The sequence below is a fragment of the Brevibacterium sanguinis genome (assembly GCF_039528855.1).
Classification (GTDB): domain Bacteria; phylum Actinomycetota; class Actinomycetes; order Actinomycetales; family Brevibacteriaceae; genus Brevibacterium; species Brevibacterium sanguinis.
This window is the reverse complement of record NZ_BAAAMB010000010.1, coordinates 1-23,474: the sequence shown is the minus strand read 5'-3', so window position 1 is coordinate 23,474 and position 23,474 is coordinate 1. Positions and strand designations below refer to the sequence as shown.

The window sequence follows — 23,474 nt, the reverse complement described above, 5'->3', positions numbered from 1 at the left end:
CGGCCGACTGCGTTGGGGGCAGACCTCGAGCTACAGCGCCAACCCGAGCGCCATGAGCGCGGCGAAGCACAGCGCCGTCAGTCCCGTCGACTTGATCGTCGGAATGAGACCGGCACCCGTCGTGCCTCCCAGCACCGTCTTCAGCGGTGAGAGCGCGGGCACGAGCGCGAGGATCGCCAGCGCCGCAGCCGGATGCCCGTCGAGGATCGCGAGCGCCAGCAGCGCGAACGGTGCGAGGACGAGCACGGCGTAGGCGACCCGCGCCCGCTGGTCGCCGAGGCGCACGGCCAGGGTGATCTTGCCCGCCTCGGTGTCGGTGGGGATGTCACGGAGGTTGTTGACCATGAGCACCGCCGAGGCGAGCAGCCCCATCGACACGGCGCCGGCCCATCCGCTCAGGCTCAGCGTCCCCACCTGCATCCACATCGTCCCGAGCGTGGCGACGAGCCCGAAGAAGATGAAGACGAACACCTCGCCGAGGCCCATGTACCCGTACGGGCGCTTCCCGCCGGTGTAGAACCACGCCGCGGCTACCGCGGCGGCGCCGACGATGAGGAACCACCAGGCCTGGGAGATGAGGACGAGGGCGATGCCGACGAGCCCGGCGATGCCGAAGCAGAGGAACGCGGCCCGCTTGACCGTCGCCGGCTCCGCCAGCCCGGTCGCGGTCAGCCGCACAGGACCGACGCGCACATCGTCGGTGCCGCGGATCCCGTCGGAGTAGTCGTTGGCGAAGTTCGAGCCGATCTGCAGGCAGAGCGAGACGATGAGGGCGAGGAGGCCCTTGAAGAGGATCGAGGACAGCGACACGTCGGGACCGCTCGTCGAATAGTCGCCGATGATGAACGAGGTAAAGCCCCCGACCGAGCCGATCGCCGCTCCGGTGCCGATGAGCACGGGGGCGACGGCGAGCGGCAGCGTCCGCAGTCGCGCTCCGGAGATCCATTGCGCGGCAGTTGCCATAGGGGTCGAGTGCCTTCCTAGCGATTCGGTGAACCGTCTCATATTACCGAGAGATCATTTGATGCGAAATTCAACTATGGGGTCGGGCAAGCAGGCTTTCGGCCACCTCGGCGGCCCTCCGGCGGTCGGGTTTGCCGATCGAGCGAGCCGGGATCTCGTCGACGACGATGACCTCGCGGGGAAGCATCGTCCCCGCCTCGGCGGGCGCCAGGGCGCGCAGCCGCCGGCCGCGTTCGGTCGGGGACAGGCCGCGCAGCTGCCCGGCACCGGCAGTGTCGTCGGCGAGGCGGACGAGGGCGACGATGCGCCGCCCCCACTCCGCGTCCGCGACCGCGGTGACGAGCACCTCGGCGACTCCGTGGGGCTGCCACACCGGCAGCAGTGCCGTCTCGAGCGCGTGCGGGGAGACGTTCTCCCCACCGGAGACGATGACGTCGTCGACCCGGCCGAGGACGCTGAGCACACCGTCGTCGAGGTGCCCGAGATCACTCGTGTGGATCGTCCGCCCGCCCACCGGGCCGGTCAGGGCGAGGGAGTCGCGGGGGACGATGGTCCCGTCCGCTGTGACGTCGACGTAGGCGTCGGCGACGACGGGTCCGGTGAGGTCGATCGTGCCCGCCTCGGTGATCGTCACGGTGACCCCGTCGAAGGCGACGCCGTCGTAGACGCAGCCGCCCGCGGTCTCCGACATCCCGTACGTCCGCACGATCCGCAGGTCCGCGGCCGCTGCCGCGTCGAGGAGGGCAGGAGAGATCGCGGAGCCGCCGAGGAGGATGGCCGTGAACGTCGCCGCCGCCGAGGTGGCGGCCGGGTCGGCGAGGACCCGGTGCAGCTGCGTGGGCACGAGGGAGGTGTAGCGGGGGCGGTCGTCACCCCGGGCGACGAGCTCGGCGACCTCCGCGGCGAAGGCTTGTGCGGTGAACGGGCCCGCAGCTGCGCGCACCGGATCCTCTCCGGCCAGTCGGGCGCGGAGTTCGACCTGGAAGCCGGCGATGTGGTTGACCGGCAGCGTGAGGTGCCAGCGGCCGGGTCCGGAGAGGAATCGTTCGGTGGCCCGCGCCGAGGCGGTCAGGGCGTGAGCGGAGAGCGCGACGGCCTTCGCCGCCCCCGTCGACCCCGAGGTGAAGAGGATGAGCGCGGGGGCGTCACCGGGGCTCAACCAGCGGTCAGGGGCCACCTCGGTGACGGCACCGGTCCGGGCCTGCGGGAGGATGAGGATCGACTCCCCGGCCAGGGCCCGGTTGATCGCGTCCGGAAGGTCGAGCGGGGTCATCGGCAGCGGCTCAGTAGTACCAGGGGTAGGACGACCAGTCGGGGTCGCGCTTCTCGAGGAAGGCGTCCCGGCCTTCGACGGCTTCGTCGGTCATGTAGCCCAGGCGCGTAGCCTCACCGGCGAAGACCTGCTGGCCCATGAGGCCGTCATCGACGAGGTTGAAGGCGAACTTGAGCATCCGCTGCGCGTTCGGGGACTTGCCGAGGATCTCGTTGGCCATGTCCAGTGCCGCGGTCTCGAGCTCGGCATGGTCGACGACCTCGTTGACCGCGCCCATATCGGCCATCTCCTGGGCCGAGTAGGTGCGGCCGAGGAAGAAGATCTCGCGCGCCTTCTTCTGCCCGACCATCTTCGCGAGGTAGGCCGAGCCGTAGCCGGCATCGTAGGATCCGACGTCGGCGTCGGTCTGCTTGAACTTCGCATGCTCGCGTGAGGCGATCGTCATGTCGCACACGACGTGGAGGCTGTGCCCGCCGCCGGCGGCCCACCCGGGGACGACGGCGATGACGACCTTGGGCATCGTGCGGATGAGGCGCTGGACCTCGAGGATGTGGAGGCGTCCGGCACGGGCCGGGTCGACGGTCTCGCGGGTCTCGCCCTCGGCGTACTGGTAGCCGGAGCGGCCGCGGATGCGCTGGTCGCCGCCGGAGCAGAACGCCCAGCCGCCGTCCTTCTGACTCGGGCCGTTGCCGGTGAGGAGGACGGCGCCGACGTCCGGGGTCTGGCGGGCGTGGTCGAGGGCCCGGTAGAGCTCGTCGACGGTGTGGGGGCGGAAGGCGTTGCGGACCTCGGGCCGGTCGAAGGCGATGCGGACGGCGCCGATGTCCTGGCCGTCCGCGTCGATCGCCCGGTGGTAGGTGATGTCGGTGAAGTCGAAGCCGGAGACCTCGCGCCACCGGGTGGGATCGAAGATGTCAGAGACGGTCATGACCTCAAGCCTAACGCGGCGGCAGGCATCGCTCGGACGGGGGCGGGGACGGCTCACACCGCCGAGGTGGACTCCCGGATAGGCTGGGCGCATGACCGCCCTTCCCGCCTCCTTCGCCGACCTCGTGCCCCGCGTCCATGTCCTGCGGCTGCCGATGGTCACGCGCTTCCGGGGCATCACCGAACGCGAGATCCTCCTCTTCGAGGGGCCTCTGGGGTGGGCGGAGTTCTCCCCGTTCGTCGAATACGATGCCCGCGAATCCGCCCGCTGGCTGCAGGCGGCCCTCGAGTTCGCCGGGCTCCCGGTGCCGGGGCGGGAGCCGATTCACGGTGCCCCCGGCGATGTTCCCGAAAACCGAGCCGATGAGACTGCGTTCGTCGAGGTCAATGCCACCCTGCCGGCGGCCGGAGTCGAAGAGGTCGAGCCGATCCTCTCCCGCTATGGGGCCGTGAGCACGGTCAAGGCGAAGGTCGCCGAGCACGGTCTCGCCTCGCTGCCTGAGGATCTCGCGCGGCTGCGCGAGCTGCGACGGCTCTTCCCCGACGTCGTCCTCCGGCTCGATGCGAATGCGAAGTACACCCTCGCCGAGGCGGTTGAGGCGAGCGAGGCGTTCGCGGAGTTCGATCTCCAGTACTTCGAACAGCCCGTCCTCGGGGTCGAGGACCTCGCCCGGCTGCGCGAGCAGCTCGCCGCCCGGGATCTGCCGGTGCGGTTGGCGGCCGACGAATCGATCCGCAAGGCCGAGGACCCGCTGCGGGTCGCGGCCCTCGGGGCGGCCGAGGTCGTCATCGTCAAGGTCCAGCCGCTCGGCGGGGTCGCCGCTGCCGCGGAGATCGTTCAGCGTTCCGGACTGCCGGCCGTCGTGTCCTCGGCACTCGAGTCCTCGGTCGGACTGGCCGCCGGGGCCGAACTCGCCGCCCGGCTGCCGCGCACGCCGAGCAGCCGGGACATCCTCGGTGAGCATCCCGCCTGCGGGCTGGGCACGGCGCGTCTCTTCGCCACCGATGTCGTCGCCGACGGGCTGGTGCCGGTCGACGGACGGATCCCGGTGACGCGAATCGCCCCGGATCCGCAGCGCCTGACGGCGTTGGCTGCGGATCCGGGGCGATCGGCGTGGTGGGCTGCTCGAGCTCAGGAGTGCTGGGACGTCCTGCGCTCGGTCAGCCTCAACGGCTGAGGCTCGTCAGCCGGCGGCCTGGACGGCCTTGACGGCTTCCTCGGCGACCTTGACGGCGTCCTGCTCGTCACCGTTGGGGGACAGATTTGCTGCGGTGACGACGGTGTTGCCGACGCGGGCGACGACGGTCTGAGTCGACATCGCCGACTGACCGCCGGCCTCCATCGACGTCGTCGTGCCCACGGCTTCGTCGGCACCGGGGACGGTGGCGTCGAAGGTCTCGGACTTCATGTTCATCTCCATGCCCGACATCGTCATCGTCACGTCGCCGCAGGTCTCGGCCATCTTGCTCGAGGTCGAAAACTGGTCGGTGGTCGCCGCTTCGTCGGGGAAGCTCGAGAGGCCGATTGACATCGAGTTATCGGACGCAATTCCTGCGACGGTCGTGCCGTCGGTCGCCTGTGCGGCGTTGAGTCCGGCCATCGCGAGATCCTTGCACTCGGCGGGGTCGAACTCGGCCTGCTCGAGGGCCTTCGCGGCCTCTCCGCTCGAGATCGCGCCGGTGTCGACCGTCTTGAAGGTCTTGCCGTCGAACTGGGTGGTGTCGATGATGTTCTTCAGAGCAGCCTCGTCGAGCTGGGTGGACTGCTGGGTCTCCTCAGCGGCCGGCTGCGAGCCGGAGCCGGAGTCGGCGGAGTCGGACGAACCGCCGCTGGTACAGCCGGTCAGGGCGAGTCCGGCGGCGAGTGCGATGACGGGCAGTGCGCGTTTCATTGGTCGACCTTTCGAGTCAAAGTTCGGCCAGCACGGTCGGCTGGAGGGGGTAGTAGCTGGGAAACCGCTGGGTGATGCGGTTGAGTTCAATGGTAGTCGAGGCCTCAGCGCGCATTCCCGCGCGATTGTGCCGGATCAGGCACATCCGTCTTCGGGTCGGACACATCGGCCAACCGTGCCTGGTGGTCGGCTGACTCAGGACGGGCGGTGTCTGCGCTGGTCACCTCCGTCTCGGGTTCCGGCGCCGAGGCGATCCGCACCGTTGTGATCTCCTCCTGCCCGTGGGTGGCGAAGTGCTGCGTGCGCTTGCCGGGGATGATCGGGTCGTGCATCGCCGCGGCGAGGCGACCGGTGAACGTCAGCCGCCCCTTCTTGTCCGCCCGTTGCGGATACTCGTTGATCCCGGTCGGGCCCGTCACGGTGATGTCGTACTTGCGTCCCGGTTGGAAGAGGTCGGGGGTGCGCACGCGGAAGCTGCCGGTCCCGGTGAGGGAGAAGCCGGCGGCCGACACCGAGCCGAAGCGCACGATCTGTGCGCGGCGCCGGGAGATCTCGACCCGCCAGCCGTGGATGTCGAAGAGGGCGTGGCCGGTGAGGTAGGAGAACTCGCCTCCGTCGGCGACGCGCGAGCTCTCGTTCCCGCGGCGCCGGGAGGTCTGCGAGCTCTCATAGTTCCGGTGCCGGTCGAGGGTCGTCAGCCATGCCCCGAGTTCGCGCTGCCAGCTCGTCCAATTGTGCAGACCGGTGCTGCGGGGGAACCACGAATGCCGGATGCCGAGGGCGTTGAGGCGGGCGGAGAAGCGCTCGCCCTGCTGGTTGACGAGCGTCTCGAGGAGGTCCCGGTCCTTCGTCTCCTCGAGACTGCCGGATCCGGCGCTGAACCACAGGTCGATGTCGCGGAGGTTCTCGGCCAGTCCGTAGGGCGAGTTCGCGATCCATTCGCTGCGGTCGGCGTCGCGATCGCCGAAGACCGACATCGACCGGGCGCCTTCGCGCATCGCGATGATGTCGAAGGCCGGCACCGCGGTGAGCGGGTCGAGCGGGGAGGAGAACGCTGCGGCCGCGCCGTAGCGGTCGGGATGCCAGGCGGCGTACTTCATCGCCCCGTACCCGCCCATCGACAGGCCGGCGAGCAGCTGGGACTCCCGGTCGGTGTCGATCGAATAGGTCTTGGCGAGGAACTCGGGGATCTCGGTGGTGTGGAACGTCGGCCAGTCGTGAACCTCGCTGCCGACGGCGACCCGCGAGTAGGTGCCGGCACCGCCGTCGGGCATGACGACGAGGTAGGGGGTGTCGGCGGTGAGCTCCTCGGCGGCACCGAAGTCCGTCCACGAGCGGAAGTCGTCGCCGCCGCCGTGGAAGAGGTGGATGACGGGGCTGACCTCGGCGGGGATGCCCGGCAGGAGGACGCGGACTCCGACGGTGCGGCCGAGGGCGGGGGAGTAGATGAAGAATTCGCGCAGCCTCGGTGAGAGTTTCCGCTTGTCGCGGATGTGCCACCTGCGGGCGTCCTTGCCCCGGGGCTCGGGACCGAGGAAGGCACTGTTCTGGTCGCGGACGGGGAAGCGGCCGCGGTACGAGCGGGCGGCCGTGAGCGATCGGACGGCGCGTGCTCCAACCGCTAAGAGGATCGATCGGCGCATGGAGCGAGCCTAGAGGATCAACGTGAACCGCAGGAGGGTAAGTGGTTGAATATCGGGTGATGTCGAATTCGAGCGCAGTGGCGCAGCAGATCGCCCGCAGTCTGGTCGCAGCCGGAGTCAGGGAGGTCGTCCTCGCCCCCGGGTCCCGGTCCGCACCGCTCGTCTACGCGCTCGCCCCCCTCGCCGAGGCGGGGGTCATCCGCACGTACGTCCGCCTCGATGAGCGCGACGCCGGGTTCCTCGCGCTCGGTCTTGCGCGGGGTCTGCGGGTGCGCGGTGCGCAGACCGGAGAAGTCGCGTCTGCCGTAGCGCTCGTGACGACGTCCGGGTCGGCGGTGGCCAACCTCCATCCGGCTGTCCTCGAGGCCGCGTACGGGCACCTGCCGCTCATCGCCCTGACCGCCGACCGTCCCGCCAGGCTCCGAGGGACCGGCGCGAATCAGACCATCGATGACCAGGCGCAGGTGCTCAGCGATGTCCGTGCCCGTATCGATGTCCCCGCCGGCGAGGACGCGGACGTCGTCGACCGGGTGGTGACGGGGGCGGTGCGCACTGCGGTGGGTCCGGTCGGAGGGACCGGCACCGAGGCGGCCGGACCGGTCCAGGTCAACGTCCAGTTCGACACCCCGCTGGTCCCGACGCCCGACGAGTTGCGGGCGTGGACCGATGAGATCGCGGGATGGGATGAGACGGCATGGGATGAGACAGGACGGGATGAGTCCAGGCCGTATGCGGCCGAGGCTGTCGCGGCCGGAGCTGACGCTGCCGGTCCCGACGTGGCCGGGACTGATGTGACCGGTCCTGACGTGGCCGCGACGCATGTTGCCGAGACGACGGCAGTTGAAACAGCTGACGCTCCAAGGGTCGAGGTAACTGTCACCGATGGAACCGTCATCGTCGCCGGCGATGCTGGCGGCCACTCTGCCGACCGACTGCGAGCTCTCGCCGCCGATCGTCATCTGCCGGTGCTCGCCGAACCGTCGAGTCCGCTGACACGGCCCATGGCGGGTGTCGCGACCTTCGTCCCCGCCCATGCTCGGGTGCTCAGCGAACGGACGGACCTGAGAGATGCGATCCGGACGGTCATCGTCCACGGCAAACCGACCCTGACGAGGCCCGTCGCCGCATTGCTCGCTGACGACTCTGTGTCGGTGCAGCGCGTCCCCGATGACATCGATGCGACCGTGCTGACCGTGACCGACGACAATCGAGCCGACGAGGCGGCCTGGCTGCGCGAGTGGGTCGAGGCGGGAGAGTCCTTCGCCACGCCCGCCGTGAACCCCCAGCCGACCGCGCAGGCGAACCCCCAGTCGACCGCGCGGGCGATCACCGAGCACCTCGCCGCAGAGGACATCACCCTTTTCGTCGCGAGTTCGAACTCGGTGCGCTACCTCAGCGGTGCCACCGATCTCCGCGCCCGCATCCATGCGTCGCGGGGCTTGGCGGGAATCGACGGGCTCGTCTCCACGGCGACAGGGCTGTCTCTCGGGCTGGGGGAGCGGGTCGTCCTCCTCATCGGTGATATCGCGCTGCTCCATGACGTCGGCGGTCTGCTCACCCCGGCGCATGAACAGGCCGGCGACGTCGTCATCGTCGTCCTCAACGACGACGGCGGTGCGATCTTCTCAGGACTCGAGCACTCGCAGGACCACGTCGTCGACCACCTCGAGCGCTACTTCACGGTGCCCCACGGCAGACGCTTCGCCGACCTCGCCGCCGCGTACGGTTGGGCGCATGCGCAGGTGTCCACGCTCGAGGACTTCTCCGCCGTCTTCGCCGATGCCCAGGCTGAATCGCAGTCCGCCGGCGGACACGGTGCCCGCCGGACGATCATCGAGGTCGATCTCACCTCACCGCCGACCGACCACGACGCCTGACGCACCGACCGATAACGAGGCCTGACGTACCGCGCAGAGTAGTGGTCTTCACCCCGCACGGCAGCGACGGTGGCCACCATGCACGGCTGACCCGACATCGCTGAGAACTTGTCCGGCGTCGCACAGAGCTCGTCAAGCGTCGCCGGGACCTCACCCCGTGTCCCGCAATATCAACTCTCGATAGACCGACTCGACTGTGCTCGGCGACTCGACGGTGCTCGGGGTCTGGGCGTCGGCACTGTCCGGCCTGATGGGAACAACTTCGACGGTCGGGACCTCACCTCCGGGCCGCCTCGGCGGCCCATTTCGATTGCTCGGCGTGCTCCGGCCTCGGGCGCGCAGCTTCGTCACGAGCGGCGGAGTGTCCGTCCGGTAGCTCTCTCCGGTCGGGGTGGTGACGATGAGCGTGCCCGGAGTGGCCTCGTGCTTCCAACCGGCCTTCTCCTTCGCGCAATTGCAGGCCGCACACAGTCCGGACGCGTTCTCCCACTCCGTGGGGCCGCCGTCGGCCACCGACTGCGCATGGTCGACGTGCTTGATCGGAGCGTCGCATCCCGGGGACCGGCACACGTCGTCGCGGAAGATCACCATCTTCCGCAGCTGACCGGTGAACTTCCGCGACTTCGAGTCCATGCCGACCAGCTGCCCGGTTGTCGGGGAGGTGAAGACCCGCCGGAGGAAGGTCTGCGCGTCTGACGCCGCGAGGAACTCCCGCGCCGTCTTCGCCGGCAGGGGACCATAGCCCGGCAGCCAGGCGGGCACCCGCCCGTCGGAGAACAGGCTTTCGGCCTCCATGACCACGGCGACCTCGACCGGCACGTCGCCGGCTGCGCCCTGCCCGGTCAGCCGTTCGACGAACAGGTCGGCCATGAGCTGCTTCTCATTGCGGCCCTCGGCCTCGCCGTCTGCGATTCGACTCAGGGCGGACTGGCGGAGATGATCGACGACGGCGATGCCTTCGACCATGGGCAGCACGGCACTGATGCGGGCCATGCCGTCCTCGAGGTCGGCGAAGGACACGTGCCGGTCCGCCACGGCGACGTTGGAACTCTCCAATTCGAAAGCGGGATCGTCGTCGACGCGGGCCTCATACGCGAGTGCCCGCACCTCACGGCTCAGGCGTCTGTTTCCGGCGTGGATGAGGCGGTCCTTGAGCTCGTCATCGATGCGGATCCGCTGTTCGTGGGTGAGTCCGGCGGTGCGCTCGGCGACGGTTCGGGCGCGACTCTGCGGGATGTCCCCGCGGGCGAGGGCAGCGAAGGTGTGCGGGAGATCGTCGACGAGCGCATGGGCGGTCGAGAGGAATCTCCGCCCCGAGGCCGGTGCCGTGTTCTTCGCATAGGCGACTTCGTGCCCGGCATACGTGCCGCGTTGGTGCGCCGGCACCTGATTCGCGGTGTCCTCGGCGACCCGATGCGCGTGCAGTGCGACGGCCTCGCTGGCTTGGACGGCGGCGATCGTCGCGGTGAGACGCTCGAGAAGACGGATGCGGTCCTGAGCCTCGCAGGCATTGGCCGAGGCAGCCAGATCGAGGAGCATCGCGGCGAAGCCTTCGACCTCACCGGCGAACTTCGGCGCGGCGAAGGAGAGGTCGGATTCACCGTCCTCCGGAACAGCTGTGCCATCCTGCGCGTCCATACGACAACGCTACAGACCGGTCCTGACACGACATCAGAACTGACACGAAACCGACCCGAACCCCCTACTCCAACCCGAGCGCCCTCCGCATCGGGGCGAACTTCGCCTCCGTCTCGGCCACCTCGGTGGCGGGATCGGAATCGGGCATGATCCCGGCCCCGGCGAAGAGACGGATCCGGTTGCGGTCCTCGAGCTGTCCGCAGCGCAGCGCGATGCCGAACTGCCCGTTGCCGCGATCGTCCATCCAGCCCACCGGACCGGAGTAGCGGCCGCGGTCGAGCGGTTCGAGTTCGTCGACGCGGGCGACGGCGCTGGCCTGCGGGTATCCGCCGACGGCGGCGGTCGGGTGGACTGCGGCGGCGACGTCGAGGGCGTTGAGCCCGGAGTCCGCCGGCAGCTGCCCGGTGGCATCGGAGGCGGAGTGGATGACGTTGGCCAGGGGCAGCAGGTGGGGGCGTTCGTCGACGGAGACTTCGTCGGCCACGGATCCCAGGCTGCGCTGCAGGGAGGCGATCGCGAAGGCGTGTTCCGTGCTGTCCTTGTGTGCGCTGAGCACCTGGCGGGCCGCGGCCATCTCGGTCGTCGGGTCCTTCTCGACTCGGTACGTGCCGGCGAGCACCCGGGAGGTCACGCGGCCGTGGTCGACGCCGATGAGCAGCTCCGGGGTCGCGCCGATGAGCCCGGCGACGTCGAACGTCCAGCAGCTCGGGTAGCTGCGGTTGAGCGCACCGAGCACGGAGCGCACGTCGATCTCCTCGTCGGTGGTGACGACCTCGTCGCGGGCGAGGACGACCTTGCGCAGGGTCGGGTCATCGGAGCCGGCATCGACTTCGGCCGCCCCGTCGACGGGGGTGAGCATGGCCGAGACGGTGGCGACGAGACGCGCCCACGTGTCCTCGTCGAGGTCGCCGGGGGAGGCCTGCGCCGAGGTGACCGGTCGCAGCGGCTGTTCGCGCAGGACCGGGGGCGCCGGGGTCGCGTCCTCAGTCGCGATCGTCGTCATCCACACGCGACCGCCTCGGCGCCCGATGACGAATTCGGGGATGTGGATGAGGGAGTCGACGGCGGAGTCCTGCGAGTACGTCACCGTCGCGAAGCACATCAGCCCCGACCCGAGGAGGTCGACCTCGTCCTCGATCACCGCGGCCGCGGTGATCGCCTTCCACGCGTCCGAGAGCTGCCGGAACCGGTCGCGCCCGCGCGCCCGGATGCGCAGGGTGCGGCCGAAGCCGATGAGTCCGGAGGTGTCCCTGACCCAGCAGGAGAACGCCGAGGTGGGCAGCAGTGCCAGCGTCTGCTCGACGGTCGTGGGCAGGTCGGATCCGAAGGGGAAGCCGGGGCCGGGGTCGACGTCGTCGACGAAGCGGGAGCGGACCTGCAGACGCGGGGTCGCGGTGGCGATGTCGGAGGCGGAGAGCGTCGTAGTCATGGCATGGCCACTGTATCCGAGCCCGCTCGCCGACCGCGGCACAGGGTCGGGCCCGGGTGTGCGGTCCGGCGCCGGGTGTGTGCAGGTGCACAGCGACTGATTCGCCCGCGGGCACCTCGTGTTGAGAGAATGAGGCCATGAACCGTGCCCAGCTGGACAAGCAGCCCGCTGACGTCGCCTCGATGTTCGACGACGTCGCCTCCCGTTACGACATCACCAACGACGTCCTCTCGCTCGGGCAGGCACGTGCGTGGCGGCGCAGCGTCTCCTACGCCGTGGCCGCAGGGCCGGGGGAGCGGGTCCTCGATCTCGCCGCCGGCACCGGCACCTCGTCGATGTCATTCACCCATCACGGCGCCGAGGTGGTCGCCGGTGACATCTCCGAGGGCATGCTCGCCGAGGGCCGCCGCCGGCACCCGAAGATCGACTTCGTCTATGCCGATGCCCTCGATCTGCCGTTCGAGGACGAGAGCTTCGACGTCGTGACGATCTCCTTCGGCATCCGCAACGTCCATGACGTCGATCGGGCGCTGGCCGAGATGCTGCGCGTGCTCCGGCCAGGCGGCCGGCTCATCGTCTGCGAATTCTCCACTCCGACGTTCTCGCCGTTCGCCCGCGTCTACAAGGAGTACCTCATGCGGGCGCTGCCGCCCGTGGCCACCGCGGTGTCGTCGAACCCTGAGGCGTACGTCTACCTCGCCGAGTCGATCCGCGCGTGGCCCGACCAGGACGAGTTCGCCATTCAGATCTTACGAGCCGGATTCGACCAGGTGAAGTACCGCAACCTCTCCGGCGGCATCGTCGCCGTCCACCACGCGCTCAAGCCGTGAACGAGTTCGACGCCGACGTCATCGTCGTCGGGGCGGGACCTGCGGGGTCGGCCCTCGGCACGTATCTCGCCCAGGCCGGGCACGATGTCGTCATCCTCGAGAAGTCGGGGTTCCCGCGGGACAAGATCTGCGGTGACGCGCTCACCCCGCGGGCGGTCAAGGAGGTCGGCTTCCTCGGCCTCGAGACTCCGGAGGACGAGGGCTGGCACCGCAACCGGGGGCTGCGCCTCATCGGCGGAGGTCACCGGCTCGAGATCGCCTGGCCCGATATCGACGGGACTCCTAACTACGGGCTGACCCGCCCGCGGATGAGCATGGACGAGGCCTTCGCCCGGCATGCCCAGCGCTCGGGGGCCCGCCTGTTCGAGCAGGTCAAGGCCCTGAGCCCGGACATCGGCGAGGACGGATGGATCCGCGGGGTCCATGCCGCCGGAACCGATCATCGCGGTCGGCGGGTCGGACCCGACGCCCATTTCCGGGCGCCGATCGTCGTCGCCGCCGACGGCGTCTCCTCCCGCCTGGCCGTGGCGATGGGCCTGGAGAAGCGCGACGACCGGCCGATGGGAGTGGCGGTGCGCGCCTATCATTCCTCGCCCCGGCACGCCGATGACTTCATCGAGAGCTGGGTCGAGATGCGGTCGACGAACGCCGAGGGCCAGTCCGAGGTGCTGCCCGGCTATGGGTGGCTCTTCCCGATGGGCGACGGCACGATCAACATCGGCGCCGGTCTCCTCGACACCTCACCGCGGTTCGGCTCCGTCGACCTGCGGGCGGTGATCGGGCGGTGGATCGCCGACATGGGCGGCGAATGGGGGATCGACGAGACGACGGCGCTCGGGCCGATCAAGTCCGCGGCCCTGCCGATGGCGTTCAACCGCACCCCGCACTTCCATAAGGGTCTCCTCCTCATCGGCGACGCCGGGGGGATGGTCAATCCGTTCAACGGGGAGGGCATCGACTACGCCCTCGAATCCGCCCGCACCGCCGCCGAGGTGATCTCGACCTATGCCCGCTACCCGGAGCGGATCATGCGCAGCAAGCTCACCGAGTACCCGGCGCTCATCGGGGATTCCCTGGGCGGTTACTTCACGTTGGGCAGGGTATTCGCTGCGATCATCGGCCATCCGGCACTGATGCACTTCGGAATCAAGTACGGTATGGGTGTTGACGTTGTGATGGAGTTCGTCGTCAGACTGCTGGCGAACCTCTACCGCGACCCCACGATGACCGAGGCCGATCTCATCGACCGGGTGATTGCCACTCTCACCCGGATCGTCCCGGCCACGAGCAACGCGTGAGCCCTGCAAGGTACCCTGCGATAACTATGACGAATGACGAGGACATGAGCCACCTAGCCTCTCCGGTGACTTTCATCGGTGCCGATGCCCAGCTCGCGGCCGACATCGCCGCACAGCTCGACATCGTCGAGCGGCGTCTCTACGCGGTCACCGACCAGACGCGGAAGCTTCCCGACACCGCGTCGAAGCATCTGCTCGCCGCCGGCGGCAAACGTGCCCGCCCGAACCTCGTCCTCCTCACCGCCCGCCTCGGGCAGCCGCAGTGCGACGAGGTCATCGAGGCCGCCGTGGCCGTCGAGCTCATCCACCTCGCCTCCCTCTACCACGACGATGTCATGGACGACGCTCCCGTGCGCCGGGGTGCGCCGGCCGCCCACGAGGTGTGGGGCAATTCCGTGGCGATCCTCACCGGCGACCTCCTCTTCTCGAAGGCCTCGCTCGTCACGGCGGGTCTCGGACCGGAGGCCGTGAAGATCGAGTCGGAGACCTTCGAGCGCCTTGTCCTCGGGCAGCTCGCCGAGTTCGCCGGTCCCACCGAGGACGAGGATCCGATCGCGCACTACATCGACGTCCTCGCGGACAAGACGGGGTCGCTCATCGCCGCCTCGGCGCAGTTCGGCGTGATGTTCTCCGGTGCCGATCCGGCGCTGGTCGAACCGGTGCGGATCTTCGGGGAGAAGGTCGGCATCGCCTTCCAGCTCGCCGATGACATCATCGACCTCACGACGACCGGTTCCCAGTCGGGGAAGACGCCGGGCACCGACCTGCGCGAACGTGTCCCCACCCTGCCCGTGCTCTACGTGCGTGCCGCAGCGGAGAAGGGCGACGCCGAGGCGGTGCGCATCGTCGGTCTCCTCGACGCCGATCTCAGCTCGGATGAGGCGCTCGAGACCGCCCGTGCCGCGCTCGCCGCCCATCCGGTGACGGATGAGGCCCGCGCCGAGGCGGTGCGCTGGTCGCAGGCGGCCAAGGAGGCGCTGGCCCCGCTGCCGGAGGGCATCGTCAAGGACTCCCTCTTCGAGTTCGCCGACTCCGTGGTCTCCCGCTCGCGCTGATCACCCCGTCGTCGGGGGCCGGCGGCTCTGCCGGATCATGTCCGTGCACAGGAGGATGACGGCGATCCAGATGATGAGGAAGCCGATCCACCGGGTCACCGACATCGACTCGCCGAGGATGGTGATGCCGATGATGAACTGCAGCGTCGGTGCGATGTACTGGAGCATGCCGATCCACGACAGGGGGATCCGTCTGGCGGCGGCACCGAAGAGGATGAGCGGAATCGCCGTCGCCGGTCCCGTCGCGAGGACGATGACGACGTGGAGGGCGCCGAAGCCGGTGAACGTCTGCGTGCCGGCCGCGGCGAGGAAGCCGAGGTAGGCGAGGCTGGGAATGGCGAGGATCGCCGTCTCGACCGTCATCCCCTCGAGCGCGCCGATCCTGCCTCCCACCTTGTTCTTCACGAGCCCGTAGAACCCGAACGACAGGGCCACGGAGAACGCCAGGTAGGGCACGCGGCCGAGCCCGAGGCCGACGATGATGACGGCGACGAGCCCGAAACCGACGGCCGCCCACTGCAGGTGCCGCAGCCGTTCCCCGAGGAAGACGACGCCGAGGCCGATCGAGATGAGCGGATTGAGGTAGTAGCCCAGGGAGATCTCGACGAGGTGACCGGTGTCGATGCCGTAGATGAACGTCGTCCAGTTGATCGCGATGAGCACCGCGGCCAGCGCGAGCAGCCAGAACGTCCTGCCCGAGCGCATGATCGCCCACGTCCGGGCGAAGCCGCGGGCGAAGACGAGGAGGATCGCGCAGATGATGAGCGCCCAGATCACCCGGTTGGCGACGAGTTCGAGCGCGCTCGTCGGAGCCGCGGCGGCGAAGAGCAGCGGGAGCAGACCCCAGAGCAGGTACGCCGACGAGCCGTAGATGAGTCCGAGGCGCCGGAAGGCGCTGTCGTCAGGAGCGGCAGGAGTGTTCACAACGAAAGTCTAGGGCGGAACACGTGCGAGGTTCGTCACGTGAGTGTTAGGAGAACCTATATAGGCGATAGAATCGTATCCGAATGTCTAGAGAGGTGTGAGAATGACTCGTCCGTTCCGTGTGGCCATTGTGGGTGCCGGTCCTGCCGGAATCTATGCGGCTGATCTGCTGACGAAGGCTGAGCGTGATTTCGACGTCAGCATTGATCTCTTCGAGCGTCTGCCGACGCCGTTCGGGCTGGTCCGGTACGGGGTGGCGCCGGATCACCCGCGGATCAAGGGCATCATCAACGCCCTGATCAAGGTCCTCGACAGGGGAGACATCCGGATGTTCTCCAACGTCGAGTACGGAGTCGACATCGCGCTTGACGAGCTCACCGATCGCTACGACGCCGTGATCTTCTCCACCGGTTGCTTCGTCGATGCCCCGCTCGACCTCCCCGGCGTCGACCTCCCCGGTTCCTACGGTGCGGCGGACTTCGTCAACTGGTACGACGCCCACCCCGATGTGAGCCAGGACTGGCCGCTCGAGGCCGAGCAGGTCGCGGTGATCGGCAATGGCAACGTCGCACTCGACGTCGCTCGCGTGCTGGCGAAGCAGGCCGACGACATGCATGTCACGGAGATCCCGGACCACGTGTACGAGGGTCTGAAGTCCTCGAAGGTCACGGACGTCCATGTCTTCGGGCGCAGGGGCCCGGCGCAGGCGAAGTTCACCCCGCTCGAGCTGCGTGAGCTGGGCCATGTCGCCGACGTCGATGTCATCGTCTACCCGGAGGACTTCGAGTTCGATGAGGGGTCGATGGCGGCGATCGAGTCATCGAATCAGGTCAAGCAGGTGGCGAAGACGCTGACCGATTTCACGATGCGCGAACCCACCGGGGCGAAGCGTCGGCTGCATCTGCACTTCCTTCACGCACCCGCGGAGATCCTCGGCGATGGGAAGGTCGAGGCTCTGCGCACGGAGCGTCAGGAGCTCGATGGGACGGGGAACGTCCGGGGCACGGGCGAGTTCGTCGACTGGCCGGTCCAGGCGGTCTACCGCGCCGTCGGCTATGCCGGCTCCGCACTGCCGCAGCTGCCGTTCGATCCGCGCCGCGGGGTGATCCCGAACCATGAGGGGCGCGTCGTCGACGCCGTGGATCAGAGCGAGGCGGCCGAGTCCGATGTCGTCGCCGGCGTCTACAGCACCGGGTGGATCAAGCGGGGCCCGGTCGGCCTGATCGGGCACACGAAGGGCGATGCCCTCGAGACGATCTCCCACATCCTCGCCGACCGCGCCGCCGGCGTGCTCGCCGAGCCGGTCGCTCCCGCCGAGGACTCGATCGTCGAACTGCTGCAGGCCAAGGGCGTCGAGTTCGTCGACTGGCAGGGCTACCACCGGCTCGATGCCGCCGAACGGGCCGCCGGAGCCGTCGAGGGCCGTGAACGGGTGAAGATCGCCACCCGCGAGGGCATGCTGGCCGCCGCCCGCGACCACGCTGCAACCGCCTCGGCGCCCGTCTCCGGTCACTGAGCCGACCCCGCGTGAACGCCGATTCCGACCTCCGACGACACGTCGATGCCGCCTACGCTGAGCGGCTCGACGTGTGGGAGGCGACGGCGACGCGGATCAAGGTCTGGCTCAAGGAGCAGCAGCGGGGCCTGCTCAAGGACAAGGACATCTCGCGACTCGACGTCGACGGTCACCGGATCAAGGATCCGGCGCGCACCCTCGCCAAGCTCGCAGAGAAGGTCGCTGCCGAACCGGACGTCACGGTCACCTCGGCGATCGATGTCGAAGACCAGATCAGGGACATCGTCGGGGTCAAGGTCCTCTGCAAGTCCCCGCGGGACCAGAAGATGATGTTCACCTCCCTCTGCGACCCCGCGCAGCTGGGAGCGTTCGAACTCATCGAAGAGAAGAACTACGTCGATCACCCGAAGGCCAGCGGCTACCGCGCGTGCCACGTCACCCTGCGCATCCCCTCCGACCACGGGGAACCGGTGTACGCGGAGGTCCAGGTGAAGACGCGGCTGCAGGATGCGTGGGGCGAGCTCACGCACGAGGACATGTACAAGCCGGGCGCGGCGATGAAGCCGAGCGAACTCCACGGCGAGTTCGCCCGCGCGATGGCGAACATGCTCGCAACCGTCGACGAGATGGCCGACACCCTGGCCGTCGAGCTCTCGGCGCTGACGAATCCGGAGCCCGAGGCCGGTGTGCTCGCCGGGGCCGAGGAACGCCGTGCCGTCGACGTTCGGGTCCGGGCGACCGGCCCGAAGTACGCGCTCGCCGTGGACTCCGACGGCCGTCAGGGCCTCATCCCCGCGTTCGCGGTGCGCGAGCTCAGCGGGGAGAAGGGCACGATCAAGGTCAGCGACTTCGTCCGCGTCGACGATCGCCTTCATGTCAGCGTCGAAGAGGACTCGAAGGGCCTCTACTACATCCCCACCGAGCTGCCGCGCGGAGCGTAGCTCACCGCAGGGTGTCGACGAGGGCCGCGAGACCGCTGGGATCCTCGAGATGCGCCATGTGCCCCTGGCCGGGCACGGTGTGGGTGCGTGCCCGCGGGGTGAGGCTGAGGACGTCGGCGACGCTCGTCCCATAGGGGGCGGCGCCGAGGTCGTCCTCCCCGATGAGGACATCGATGCGGTGCGCTCGGGCCCCGAACTCGGCCGGCACCGAGGCGGTGGCGATCGCGCGCAGCTCCGGGTAGAGAGGGCGTGCGAGCTCCTCGAGCATCCGCCACGCGTGTTCGTTCGCGCGCAGGCCCGCGACATGGTCGGCGTCGAATCCCGAGACGTCGACGTTGATGATCTCGACGGCCGCGTCCCAGTCCGCGGCCTCATGGGCTGCCTCGAGCGCTGGCAGTGCGTGTTCTCCGAAGGGCGCCATGACGGGTTCGTAGGCGATGACGTGGTCGAGGCGGCGGTCGTTGGCCGCGTGCAGGCCGACGAGTCCGCCGAAGCTCCACGCGAAGAGCTGCCGGGCAGCGAAGGCATCGAGGACAGCGCCCAGGTCGGCCACCTCGGTGAGAAGTGAATGACCCTCCGGCAGCTCCGATGACGGGGCCCGACCGCGCCGATTGACGACGATGACGCGCGCCCAGGTGGTGAGCGCCGCGGCGAACCGGCGCCACGCCCGCGCATCGCTCATCACCCCCGGGAGAACGACGAGCGAGTCGGCCGGATCGCCCTCGGGATCGCCGTAGACGTCGACGGTGAGATGGCCGTCGGCAAGAGGAATCGCTTTCTGAATCATCTGCTCCATAAATCAATTATGGACCGACTGCTCTAGAATTCAAGGATGATGCGTGGACGGCCTCCGGCCTTCGAACGGGACCAGGCGCTGCTCGAGGCGGCGCGGCTGTTCTGGCGTCACGGGTATTCCGGCACGTCGACGAGGGCGCTCACCTCGGCGATCGGCATCTCGAGTTCGAGTCTCTACGCCGCCTTCGGGAGCAAGGCCGGTCTCTTCGCCGAGGCGGTCGAGGTCTACGCGAACCGCTATGCCGAGATCTACCGGCGAGCCGTTGCTTCGGATGCGATCGGCGAGGTCGTCGAGACGCTGCTGCGGGAGTCGATCATCGAGTTCACGCAGGATCCCGCGGACCATCCCGGGTGCATGGTGACGAGCGCGATCATCACGGACTCGGCGGACGCGAGCGACGCGGGAGAGATCATCAGCGCCATGCAGACGGAGAACGCGCGGCTGCTCCACGCCCGATTCACCCGGGCCGTCGAGGACGGCGATCTGCCGGCCGACGCGTCCCCGACAGCGCTCACCGACGCCGTGCAGGCCGTGTGGCTGGGACTCTCCGCCCAATCGAACCAGGGCATGAGCCGCGAGCGGCTGCTGCGCGCGGCCGATCTCGCCGCCCATGCCCTGTGGGGGACCCGCACCGCCGAAGCGTGAGCGCGACTCAGCCCGGGATCACCCGGGGGCCTGGCCTGCCCGGACGCCGGTCAGCACCGCATCCCGTGCCGCCACGAGGTTCGCCAAAGCCGGCTCCACCTCGGCGTACCCGCGGGTCTTCAGCCCGCAGTCGGGGTTGATCCACAGCCGCCTGGCGTCGACGGACTCGAGCGCGGTCTCGATGAGCTCGGTGAGCTCGACGACGCTCGGCACCCTGGGGGAGTGGATGTCGTAGATGCCCGGCCCGATGCCGCGGGCGAAGTCCGCCGCGGCGATGTCGGCGAGCACTTCCATGCGCGAGCGGGCGGCTTCGATGCTCGTGACGTCGGCGTCGAGGGCGTCGATCGCCTCGATGATCTCCCCGAACTCCGAATAGCACAGATGGGTGTGGATCTGCGTGGCCGGCGCCGCCTGAGCTGTGACGAGGCGGAACGAGCGGACCGACCAGTCGAGGTAGGACGCGCGATCGGCCCGGCGCAGGGGCAGGAGTTCACGCAGCGCCGGCTCGTCGACCTGGATGATGCCGATGCCCGCGGCTTCGAGGTCGGCGACCTCATCGGCCAGCGCCAGCCCGATCTGGTCCGCGGACTCCTGGAGGGTGACGTCCTCGCGGGCGAACGACCACGCGAGGATCGTCACCGGGCCGGTGAGCATGCCCTTGACCGGCTTCGTCGTCCGGGACGCCGCGTACGTCGACCAGGCGACGGTGATCGGCTCCGGGCGGGAGACGTCGCCGAAGAGGATCGGCGGCCGCGTGCAGCGGGACCCATAGGACTGGACCCAGCCGTTCTCCGTCGTCGCGAACCCGTCGAGGTGCTCGGCGAAGTACTGGACCATGTCGTTGCGCTCGGGTTCGCCGTGGACGATGACATCGAGTCCGAGGCGCTCCTGGAGGTCGACGGCACGGTCGATCTCCGCCCGCATTGCCGCTTCGTAGGCCTCGGCGTCGATCCGCCCCGCACGATGGTCGGCTCGGGCCCGTCGCACCTCGGCGGTCTGGGGGAACGAACCGATCGTCGTCGTCGGCAGCACCGGCACGGCGATGGCCTCCTGGGCGAGGGCCCGGTCGGCTGCCGCGCCGCGGCGACCGTCGTGGCCGGCCACCGCGGACACGCGCGCGGCCACGGCCGGGTTGTGGACCCGGGCGGATTCGCGGCGCGTGCGCAGCGCCCGGTCGGCCCGGGCGAACGCCGTCGGGCGGGCCTGCGGGCCGTCACGGAGGGCGGCGGCCAGTGCTTCGACCTCGGTGACCTTCTCCTCGGCGAAGGAGAGCCACCCGGCGACGTCGACGGGGAGATTCGGCTCGTCGGCGACCGTGTGGGGGACGTGGAGCAGGGACGTCGACGTCGAGACGCTCACCTCATCCCGACCCAGCCCGGTGAGGACGTCGAGGGTCGCGGTGAGGTCGTCGGCCCAGACGTTGCGACCGTCGATGACTCCGGCGACGAGGCGGACCGACGCGGGCACCTCGGCGGCGATCCGGTCGAGCCAGGTGGGATCGAGGCGGCGGGTGGCCGCGGAGATGTCGACCCCGAGGGCGGCGATCCCGGAGTGCGCGAGTGCCGGCAGACCCGCCTGGAGCGAACCGTACGGGGTGGTGACGAGAAGTTTCGTGTGCGTGAGTGCCGAGGTCAGCGTGCCGTAGACCCGGGCGGCCGCCTCGGCGAGTTCGTCATCGCTTGACTCGTGCGCATCGGCGACGAGGGCGGGTTCGTCGATCTGCACCCATTCGACGCCGGCCGCGGCGAGGACGCTGATGACATCGAGGTAGACGGCCGTGAGCTCGTCGAGGCGGTCCAGCGGCGCCGTCGTCGTGCCCGGTGCGGTCTTCGCGAGGGTGAGGAGCGTGACCGGGCCGACGAGGACGGGACGGACCCGGTGCCCGGCGGCGCGCGCCTCGGAGACGAGCGTAAGGAGGTGCTGCGGGTGGGCCTTGAACTGCGTCGAATCCTCGAGCTCGGGGACGAGGTAGTGGTAGTTCGTGTCGAACCACTTCGTCATCTCCAGGGGCGAGCGGTCGGCGGTGCCGCGGGCGAGGGCGAAGTATTCGCCGAGGTCGAAGTCTGTGCCCAGCGTCGCCGACGGGATGAGGCCGACGGTGAGCGCGGTGTCGAGGACGTGATCGTAGTGGCTGTAGGTTGCGGGGATCGCGTAGTCCTCGGTGAGGCCGAGTTCGGCCAGCCGGTGGTAGGTCTGGACGCGGTGGGCGCGCACGGACTGGGCGAATTCGTCGGCGTCGATACGGCCGGCCCAGAACCGTTCGAGCGCGGTCTTGAGTTCGCGCCGGCGGCCGATGCGGGGGTAGCCGGTGATCGTCGCGGTGGGAAAGGGGGTCGTCATGATGTCTCCTTCGCAGGGTGGGGTGGATGTGGTGCGCCTCAGAGGGCGGGCACGGGGGTGGGGTGGAGTGAGACGCCGAGGCGGTCGAGCGCTCCGAGCAGGTCGATCGTCGTCGTCCGGTCGTTGAAGGTGTAGAAGTGCAGGCCGGCGGCGCCCTGGTCGAGGATCGTCGCGACGTGCTCGGCGGTCATCTCGAGTCCGATGCGGCGCTGGGCCTGAGGGCTCGCGGCTCCGTCGAAGCGGGCGAGGAGGTGGTCGGGCACCGGCAGCTCGGCGAGCCTGCTCATCGTGTGCAGGCGGCGGATGTCGGTGATCGGGAGGATGCCGGGAATGATCGGCATGGTGATCCCGGCGAGGTCCGCACGGCGGCGGAGCCGGGCGAAGTGGCCCGGGTCGAAGAAGAGCTGGGTGATGGCGAAGTCCGCGCCGAGGCGCTGCTTGGCGGCGAGGACATCGAGGTCTTCGTCGGGGCCGGAGGACTGTGCGTGCCCGGACGGGTAGGCTGCGACCCCGATCCCGAGGCGTCCGGCGGCGAGTTTGGCTGTGTGCTCGGCTTCGATGGTCCGCAGCAGGTGGACGAGGGCGTCGGCGTGGGGGAGGTGCCCGGCGGGGACGCGGTCGGTGCCGGTGGGGAAGTCGCCGCGGATGGCGAGGAATCCGCGCACTCCGGCGCTGAGGAGGTGGCGGATCCAGCCGCGCAGCTCGTCAGCGGTGCCGGCGGTGCAGGCGAGGTGGGCGAGCGGACGCAGCTGAGTGGTCTCGCTGATGATGCGGATGAAGTCGGCGGTGCCGTGCAGCCAGTTGCTCTTCGCCGAGCTCGTCACCGCGAGGTAGTCGGGGTGAAGCTCATCGAGGAGGGCGAGGAGTTCGGGGGTGCCGGCCGCCTGTGCCGCGCTGCGGGGCGGCATGACCTCGAAGGAGAGCGCGAGGGGGTGGTGGCGCTCGGAGTCGGGTTCGGGGTGGGGGAGGCTGACCGGCGCCGAGGCGGAGGCGCGGGGCTCGCGGACCGTTGCGTCGGCGTCGGGGTGGGGTCGTGGTGGGCGGTGGTCGATCGGCGGTCGCCGGTCGACGTCGCGGAATGAGGAGTCGAGGACAGGATCCGGGTGTGTCAGTGATGTGGACATGCCGACATCGTGCCAAGGTCGGCATGTCCACCGCGCCGCTCATGGCGCACGGCGTCACGGTTCGACTTATGTCGGACGCACGCGGTCGCGCGAGGTCATGAACGGTCGGAATCCGTCATGGTCACCGGTAGTTGGTGAACTGGTGAACTGACTTTGAGCGGTTCTCGAATTGACTGAGTGTCGCAAGTTCTAGGGTCTCAAAGGCTGGTGGATTGGTGGTGATGCCTGCCGGAAGTGGTGCTTTCGTGAGATTTCTGCGGGCTGTTTGCGGACTGAAGGGTCTCGGTGTTGACGTTCGCAGTGTCATGCCCCGGGGATAATAGAGGCAGGGAGATTGGAAGAAGGAGATTCTCTCTTGCCAGT

At 69.2% G+C, this 23,474-nt stretch carries 19 protein-coding genes; 8 read left to right on the top strand and 11 right to left on the bottom strand.

Features of this window, described 5'->3' with window-relative positions:
* Window positions 1-30: 30 nt before the first annotated feature.
* From ABD154_RS12050 to ABD154_RS12040, 3 genes are all read right to left on the bottom strand, one after another.
* Window positions 31-963 carry a 1,4-dihydroxy-2-naphthoate polyprenyltransferase gene (locus tag ABD154_RS12050; RefSeq protein WP_140955510.1) on the bottom strand — a complete coding sequence of 311 codons (933 nt, stop codon included), beginning with the start codon at window positions 961-963 and terminating at the stop codon, window positions 31-33.
* A gap of 70 nt (window positions 964-1,033) precedes the next feature.
* Window positions 1,034-2,236: an AMP-binding protein gene (locus tag ABD154_RS12045; RefSeq protein WP_140955511.1), complete on the bottom strand. Its 1,203-nt coding sequence runs from the start codon at window positions 2,234-2,236 to the stop codon at window positions 1,034-1,036.
* 10 nt (window positions 2,237-2,246) lie between these two features.
* Window positions 2,247-3,164: a 1,4-dihydroxy-2-naphthoyl-CoA synthase gene (locus tag ABD154_RS12040; protein ID WP_140955512.1), complete on the bottom strand. Its 918-nt coding sequence runs from the start codon at window positions 3,162-3,164 to the stop codon at window positions 2,247-2,249.
* A 91-nt stretch (window positions 3,165-3,255) separates the two neighbouring features.
* Here ABD154_RS12040 and ABD154_RS12035 point away from each other — a divergent pair, with 91 nt between their 5' ends.
* The gene (locus ABD154_RS12035; protein WP_344251348.1) at window positions 3,256-4,341 is read left to right on the top strand and encodes an o-succinylbenzoate synthase; all 1,086 of its coding nucleotides are present in this window, start codon (window positions 3,256-3,258) and stop codon (window positions 4,339-4,341) included.
* A 6-nt stretch (window positions 4,342-4,347) separates the two neighbouring features.
* Here the strand turns inward: ABD154_RS12035 and ABD154_RS12030 are convergent, their stop codons facing one another.
* On the bottom strand, window positions 4,348-5,055 hold the full coding sequence (locus tag ABD154_RS12030; RefSeq protein ID WP_344251347.1) for a hypothetical protein: 708 nt from the start codon (window positions 5,053-5,055) through the stop codon (window positions 4,348-4,350).
* 104 nt (window positions 5,056-5,159) lie between these two features.
* Window positions 5,160-6,698, bottom strand: a complete 1,539-nt coding sequence (locus ABD154_RS12025; RefSeq protein WP_344251346.1) for an alpha/beta hydrolase — start codon at window positions 6,696-6,698, stop codon at window positions 5,160-5,162.
* A 59-nt stretch (window positions 6,699-6,757) separates the two neighbouring features.
* Between ABD154_RS12025 and menD the strand changes: the two genes are divergently transcribed.
* Window positions 6,758-8,575, top strand: a complete 1,818-nt coding sequence (gene menD / locus ABD154_RS12020) for a 2-succinyl-5-enolpyruvyl-6-hydroxy-3-cyclohexene-1-carboxylic-acid synthase (RefSeq protein WP_232623866.1) — start codon at window positions 6,758-6,760, stop codon at window positions 8,573-8,575.
* A gap of 150 nt (window positions 8,576-8,725) precedes the next feature.
* Here menD and ABD154_RS12015 read toward each other — a convergent pair whose 3' ends face one another.
* Together ABD154_RS12015 and ABD154_RS12010 are read right to left on the bottom strand one after the other, a co-directional pair.
* Window positions 8,726-10,213, bottom strand: coding sequence for an HNH endonuclease (locus tag ABD154_RS12015; RefSeq protein ID WP_344251345.1), 1,488 nt, complete (start codon window positions 10,211-10,213; stop codon window positions 8,726-8,728).
* Window positions 10,214-10,277: 64 nt separating this feature from the next.
* Entirely contained in the window at window positions 10,278-11,642 is a 1,365-nt protein-coding gene (locus ABD154_RS12010; protein WP_344251344.1) for an isochorismate synthase, read from the bottom strand.
* Window positions 11,643-11,779: 137 nt separating this feature from the next.
* On the opposite strand from ABD154_RS12010, the gene ABD154_RS12005 reads away from it, so the two are divergent.
* From ABD154_RS12005 to ABD154_RS11995, 3 genes are read left to right on the top strand one after another with little or no spacing between them, the layout of a single operon-like run.
* Entirely contained in the window at window positions 11,780-12,472 is a 693-nt protein-coding gene (locus tag ABD154_RS12005) for a demethylmenaquinone methyltransferase (protein WP_137826845.1), read from the top strand.
* Window positions 12,469-13,770, top strand: a complete 1,302-nt coding sequence (locus ABD154_RS12000; RefSeq protein WP_137826844.1) for a geranylgeranyl reductase family protein — start codon at window positions 12,469-12,471, stop codon at window positions 13,768-13,770. The genes ABD154_RS12005 and ABD154_RS12000 overlap by 4 nt, the downstream gene beginning before the upstream one ends.
* A gap of 44 nt (window positions 13,771-13,814) precedes the next feature.
* Window positions 13,815-14,825 (top strand): polyprenyl synthetase family protein, encoded by a 1,011-nt coding sequence (locus ABD154_RS11995; RefSeq protein WP_137826843.1) that lies wholly within the window; start codon window positions 13,815-13,817, stop codon window positions 14,823-14,825.
* Here the strand turns inward: ABD154_RS11995 and rarD are convergent, their stop codons facing one another.
* The gene (rarD, locus tag ABD154_RS11990) at window positions 14,826-15,749 is read right to left on the bottom strand and encodes an EamA family transporter RarD (protein ID WP_137826842.1); all 924 of its coding nucleotides are present in this window, start codon (window positions 15,747-15,749) and stop codon (window positions 14,826-14,828) included. It lies immediately after the preceding gene.
* Between the two features lie 103 nt (window positions 15,750-15,852).
* Between rarD and ABD154_RS11985 the strand changes: the two genes are divergently transcribed.
* Both ABD154_RS11985 and ABD154_RS11980 read left to right on the top strand, forming a co-directional pair.
* Complete coding sequence (locus tag ABD154_RS11985; protein ID WP_137826839.1) at window positions 15,853-17,265, top strand: FAD-dependent oxidoreductase; 1,413 nt, start codon at window positions 15,853-15,855, stop codon at window positions 17,263-17,265.
* An 11-nt stretch (window positions 17,266-17,276) separates the two neighbouring features.
* Window positions 17,277-18,206: a GTP pyrophosphokinase gene (locus ABD154_RS11980; RefSeq protein WP_198500767.1), complete on the top strand. Its 930-nt coding sequence runs from the start codon at window positions 17,277-17,279 to the stop codon at window positions 18,204-18,206.
* A gap of 1 nt (window position 18,207) precedes the next feature.
* On the opposite strand, the gene ABD154_RS11975 is transcribed toward ABD154_RS11980, so the two are convergent.
* On the bottom strand, window positions 18,208-19,002 hold the full coding sequence (locus ABD154_RS11975) for an alpha/beta fold hydrolase (RefSeq protein ID WP_137826837.1): 795 nt from the start codon (window positions 19,000-19,002) through the stop codon (window positions 18,208-18,210).
* Between the two features lie 36 nt (window positions 19,003-19,038).
* On the opposite strand from ABD154_RS11975, the gene ABD154_RS11970 reads away from it, so the two are divergent.
* A complete protein-coding gene (locus ABD154_RS11970) occupies window positions 19,039-19,647 on the top strand; it encodes a TetR/AcrR family transcriptional regulator (protein WP_137826836.1) in 609 nt (202 codons plus the stop codon).
* Between the two features lie 18 nt (window positions 19,648-19,665).
* Here the strand turns inward: ABD154_RS11970 and metE are convergent, their stop codons facing one another.
* Both metE and ABD154_RS11960 read right to left on the bottom strand, forming a co-directional pair.
* Complete coding sequence (gene metE / locus ABD154_RS11965; RefSeq protein ID WP_344251343.1) at window positions 19,666-21,987, bottom strand: 5-methyltetrahydropteroyltriglutamate--homocysteine S-methyltransferase; 2,322 nt, start codon at window positions 21,985-21,987, stop codon at window positions 19,666-19,668.
* A 38-nt stretch (window positions 21,988-22,025) separates the two neighbouring features.
* On the bottom strand, window positions 22,026-23,111 hold the full coding sequence (locus tag ABD154_RS11960; RefSeq protein ID WP_140955514.1) for a methylenetetrahydrofolate reductase: 1,086 nt from the start codon (window positions 23,109-23,111) through the stop codon (window positions 22,026-22,028).
* Between the last annotated feature and the right edge of the window lie 363 nt (window positions 23,112-23,474).

Bases quoted from the DNA above. Each gene is read 5' to 3' on its own strand.
- ABD154_RS12045 (WP_140955511.1), bottom strand. From the start codon at position 2,236: ATGACCCCGCTCGACCTTCCGGACGCGATCAACCGGGCCCTGGCCGGG.
- ABD154_RS12050 (WP_140955510.1), bottom strand. From the start codon at position 963: ATGGCAACTGCCGCGCAATGGATCTCCGGAGCGCGACTGCGGACGCTG.
- ABD154_RS12035 (WP_344251348.1), top strand. From the start codon at position 3,256: ATGACCGCCCTTCCCGCCTCCTTCGCCGACCTCGTGCCCCGCGTCCAT.
- ABD154_RS12025 (WP_344251346.1), bottom strand. From the start codon at position 6,698: ATGCGCCGATCGATCCTCTTAGCGGTTGGAGCACGCGCCGTCCGATCG.
- ABD154_RS11985 (WP_137826839.1), top strand. From the start codon at position 15,853: ATGACTCGTCCGTTCCGTGTGGCCATTGTGGGTGCCGGTCCTGCCGGA.
- ABD154_RS12015 (WP_344251345.1), bottom strand. From the start codon at position 10,213: ATGGACGCGCAGGATGGCACAGCTGTTCCGGAGGACGGTGAATCCGAC.
- ABD154_RS12030 (WP_344251347.1), bottom strand. From the start codon at position 5,055: ATGAAACGCGCACTGCCCGTCATCGCACTCGCCGCCGGACTCGCCCTG.
- ABD154_RS12040 (WP_140955512.1), bottom strand. From the start codon at position 3,164: ATGACCGTCTCTGACATCTTCGATCCCACCCGGTGGCGCGAGGTCTCC.
- ABD154_RS11970 (WP_137826836.1), top strand. From the start codon at position 19,039: ATGATGCGTGGACGGCCTCCGGCCTTCGAACGGGACCAGGCGCTGCTC.
- ABD154_RS12010 (WP_344251344.1), bottom strand. From the start codon at position 11,642: ATGACTACGACGCTCTCCGCCTCCGACATCGCCACCGCGACCCCGCGT.
- ABD154_RS11960 (WP_140955514.1), bottom strand. From the start codon at position 23,111: ATGTCCACATCACTGACACACCCGGATCCTGTCCTCGACTCCTCATTC.
- ABD154_RS12005 (WP_137826845.1), top strand. From the start codon at position 11,780: ATGAACCGTGCCCAGCTGGACAAGCAGCCCGCTGACGTCGCCTCGATG.
- metE (WP_344251343.1), bottom strand. From the start codon at position 21,987: ATGACGACCCCCTTTCCCACCGCGACGATCACCGGCTACCCCCGCATC.
- ABD154_RS11975 (WP_137826837.1), bottom strand. From the start codon at position 19,002: ATGGAGCAGATGATTCAGAAAGCGATTCCTCTTGCCGACGGCCATCTC.
- menD (WP_232623866.1), top strand. From the start codon at position 6,758: ATGTCGAATTCGAGCGCAGTGGCGCAGCAGATCGCCCGCAGTCTGGTC.
- ABD154_RS11995 (WP_137826843.1), top strand. From the start codon at position 13,815: ATGAGCCACCTAGCCTCTCCGGTGACTTTCATCGGTGCCGATGCCCAG.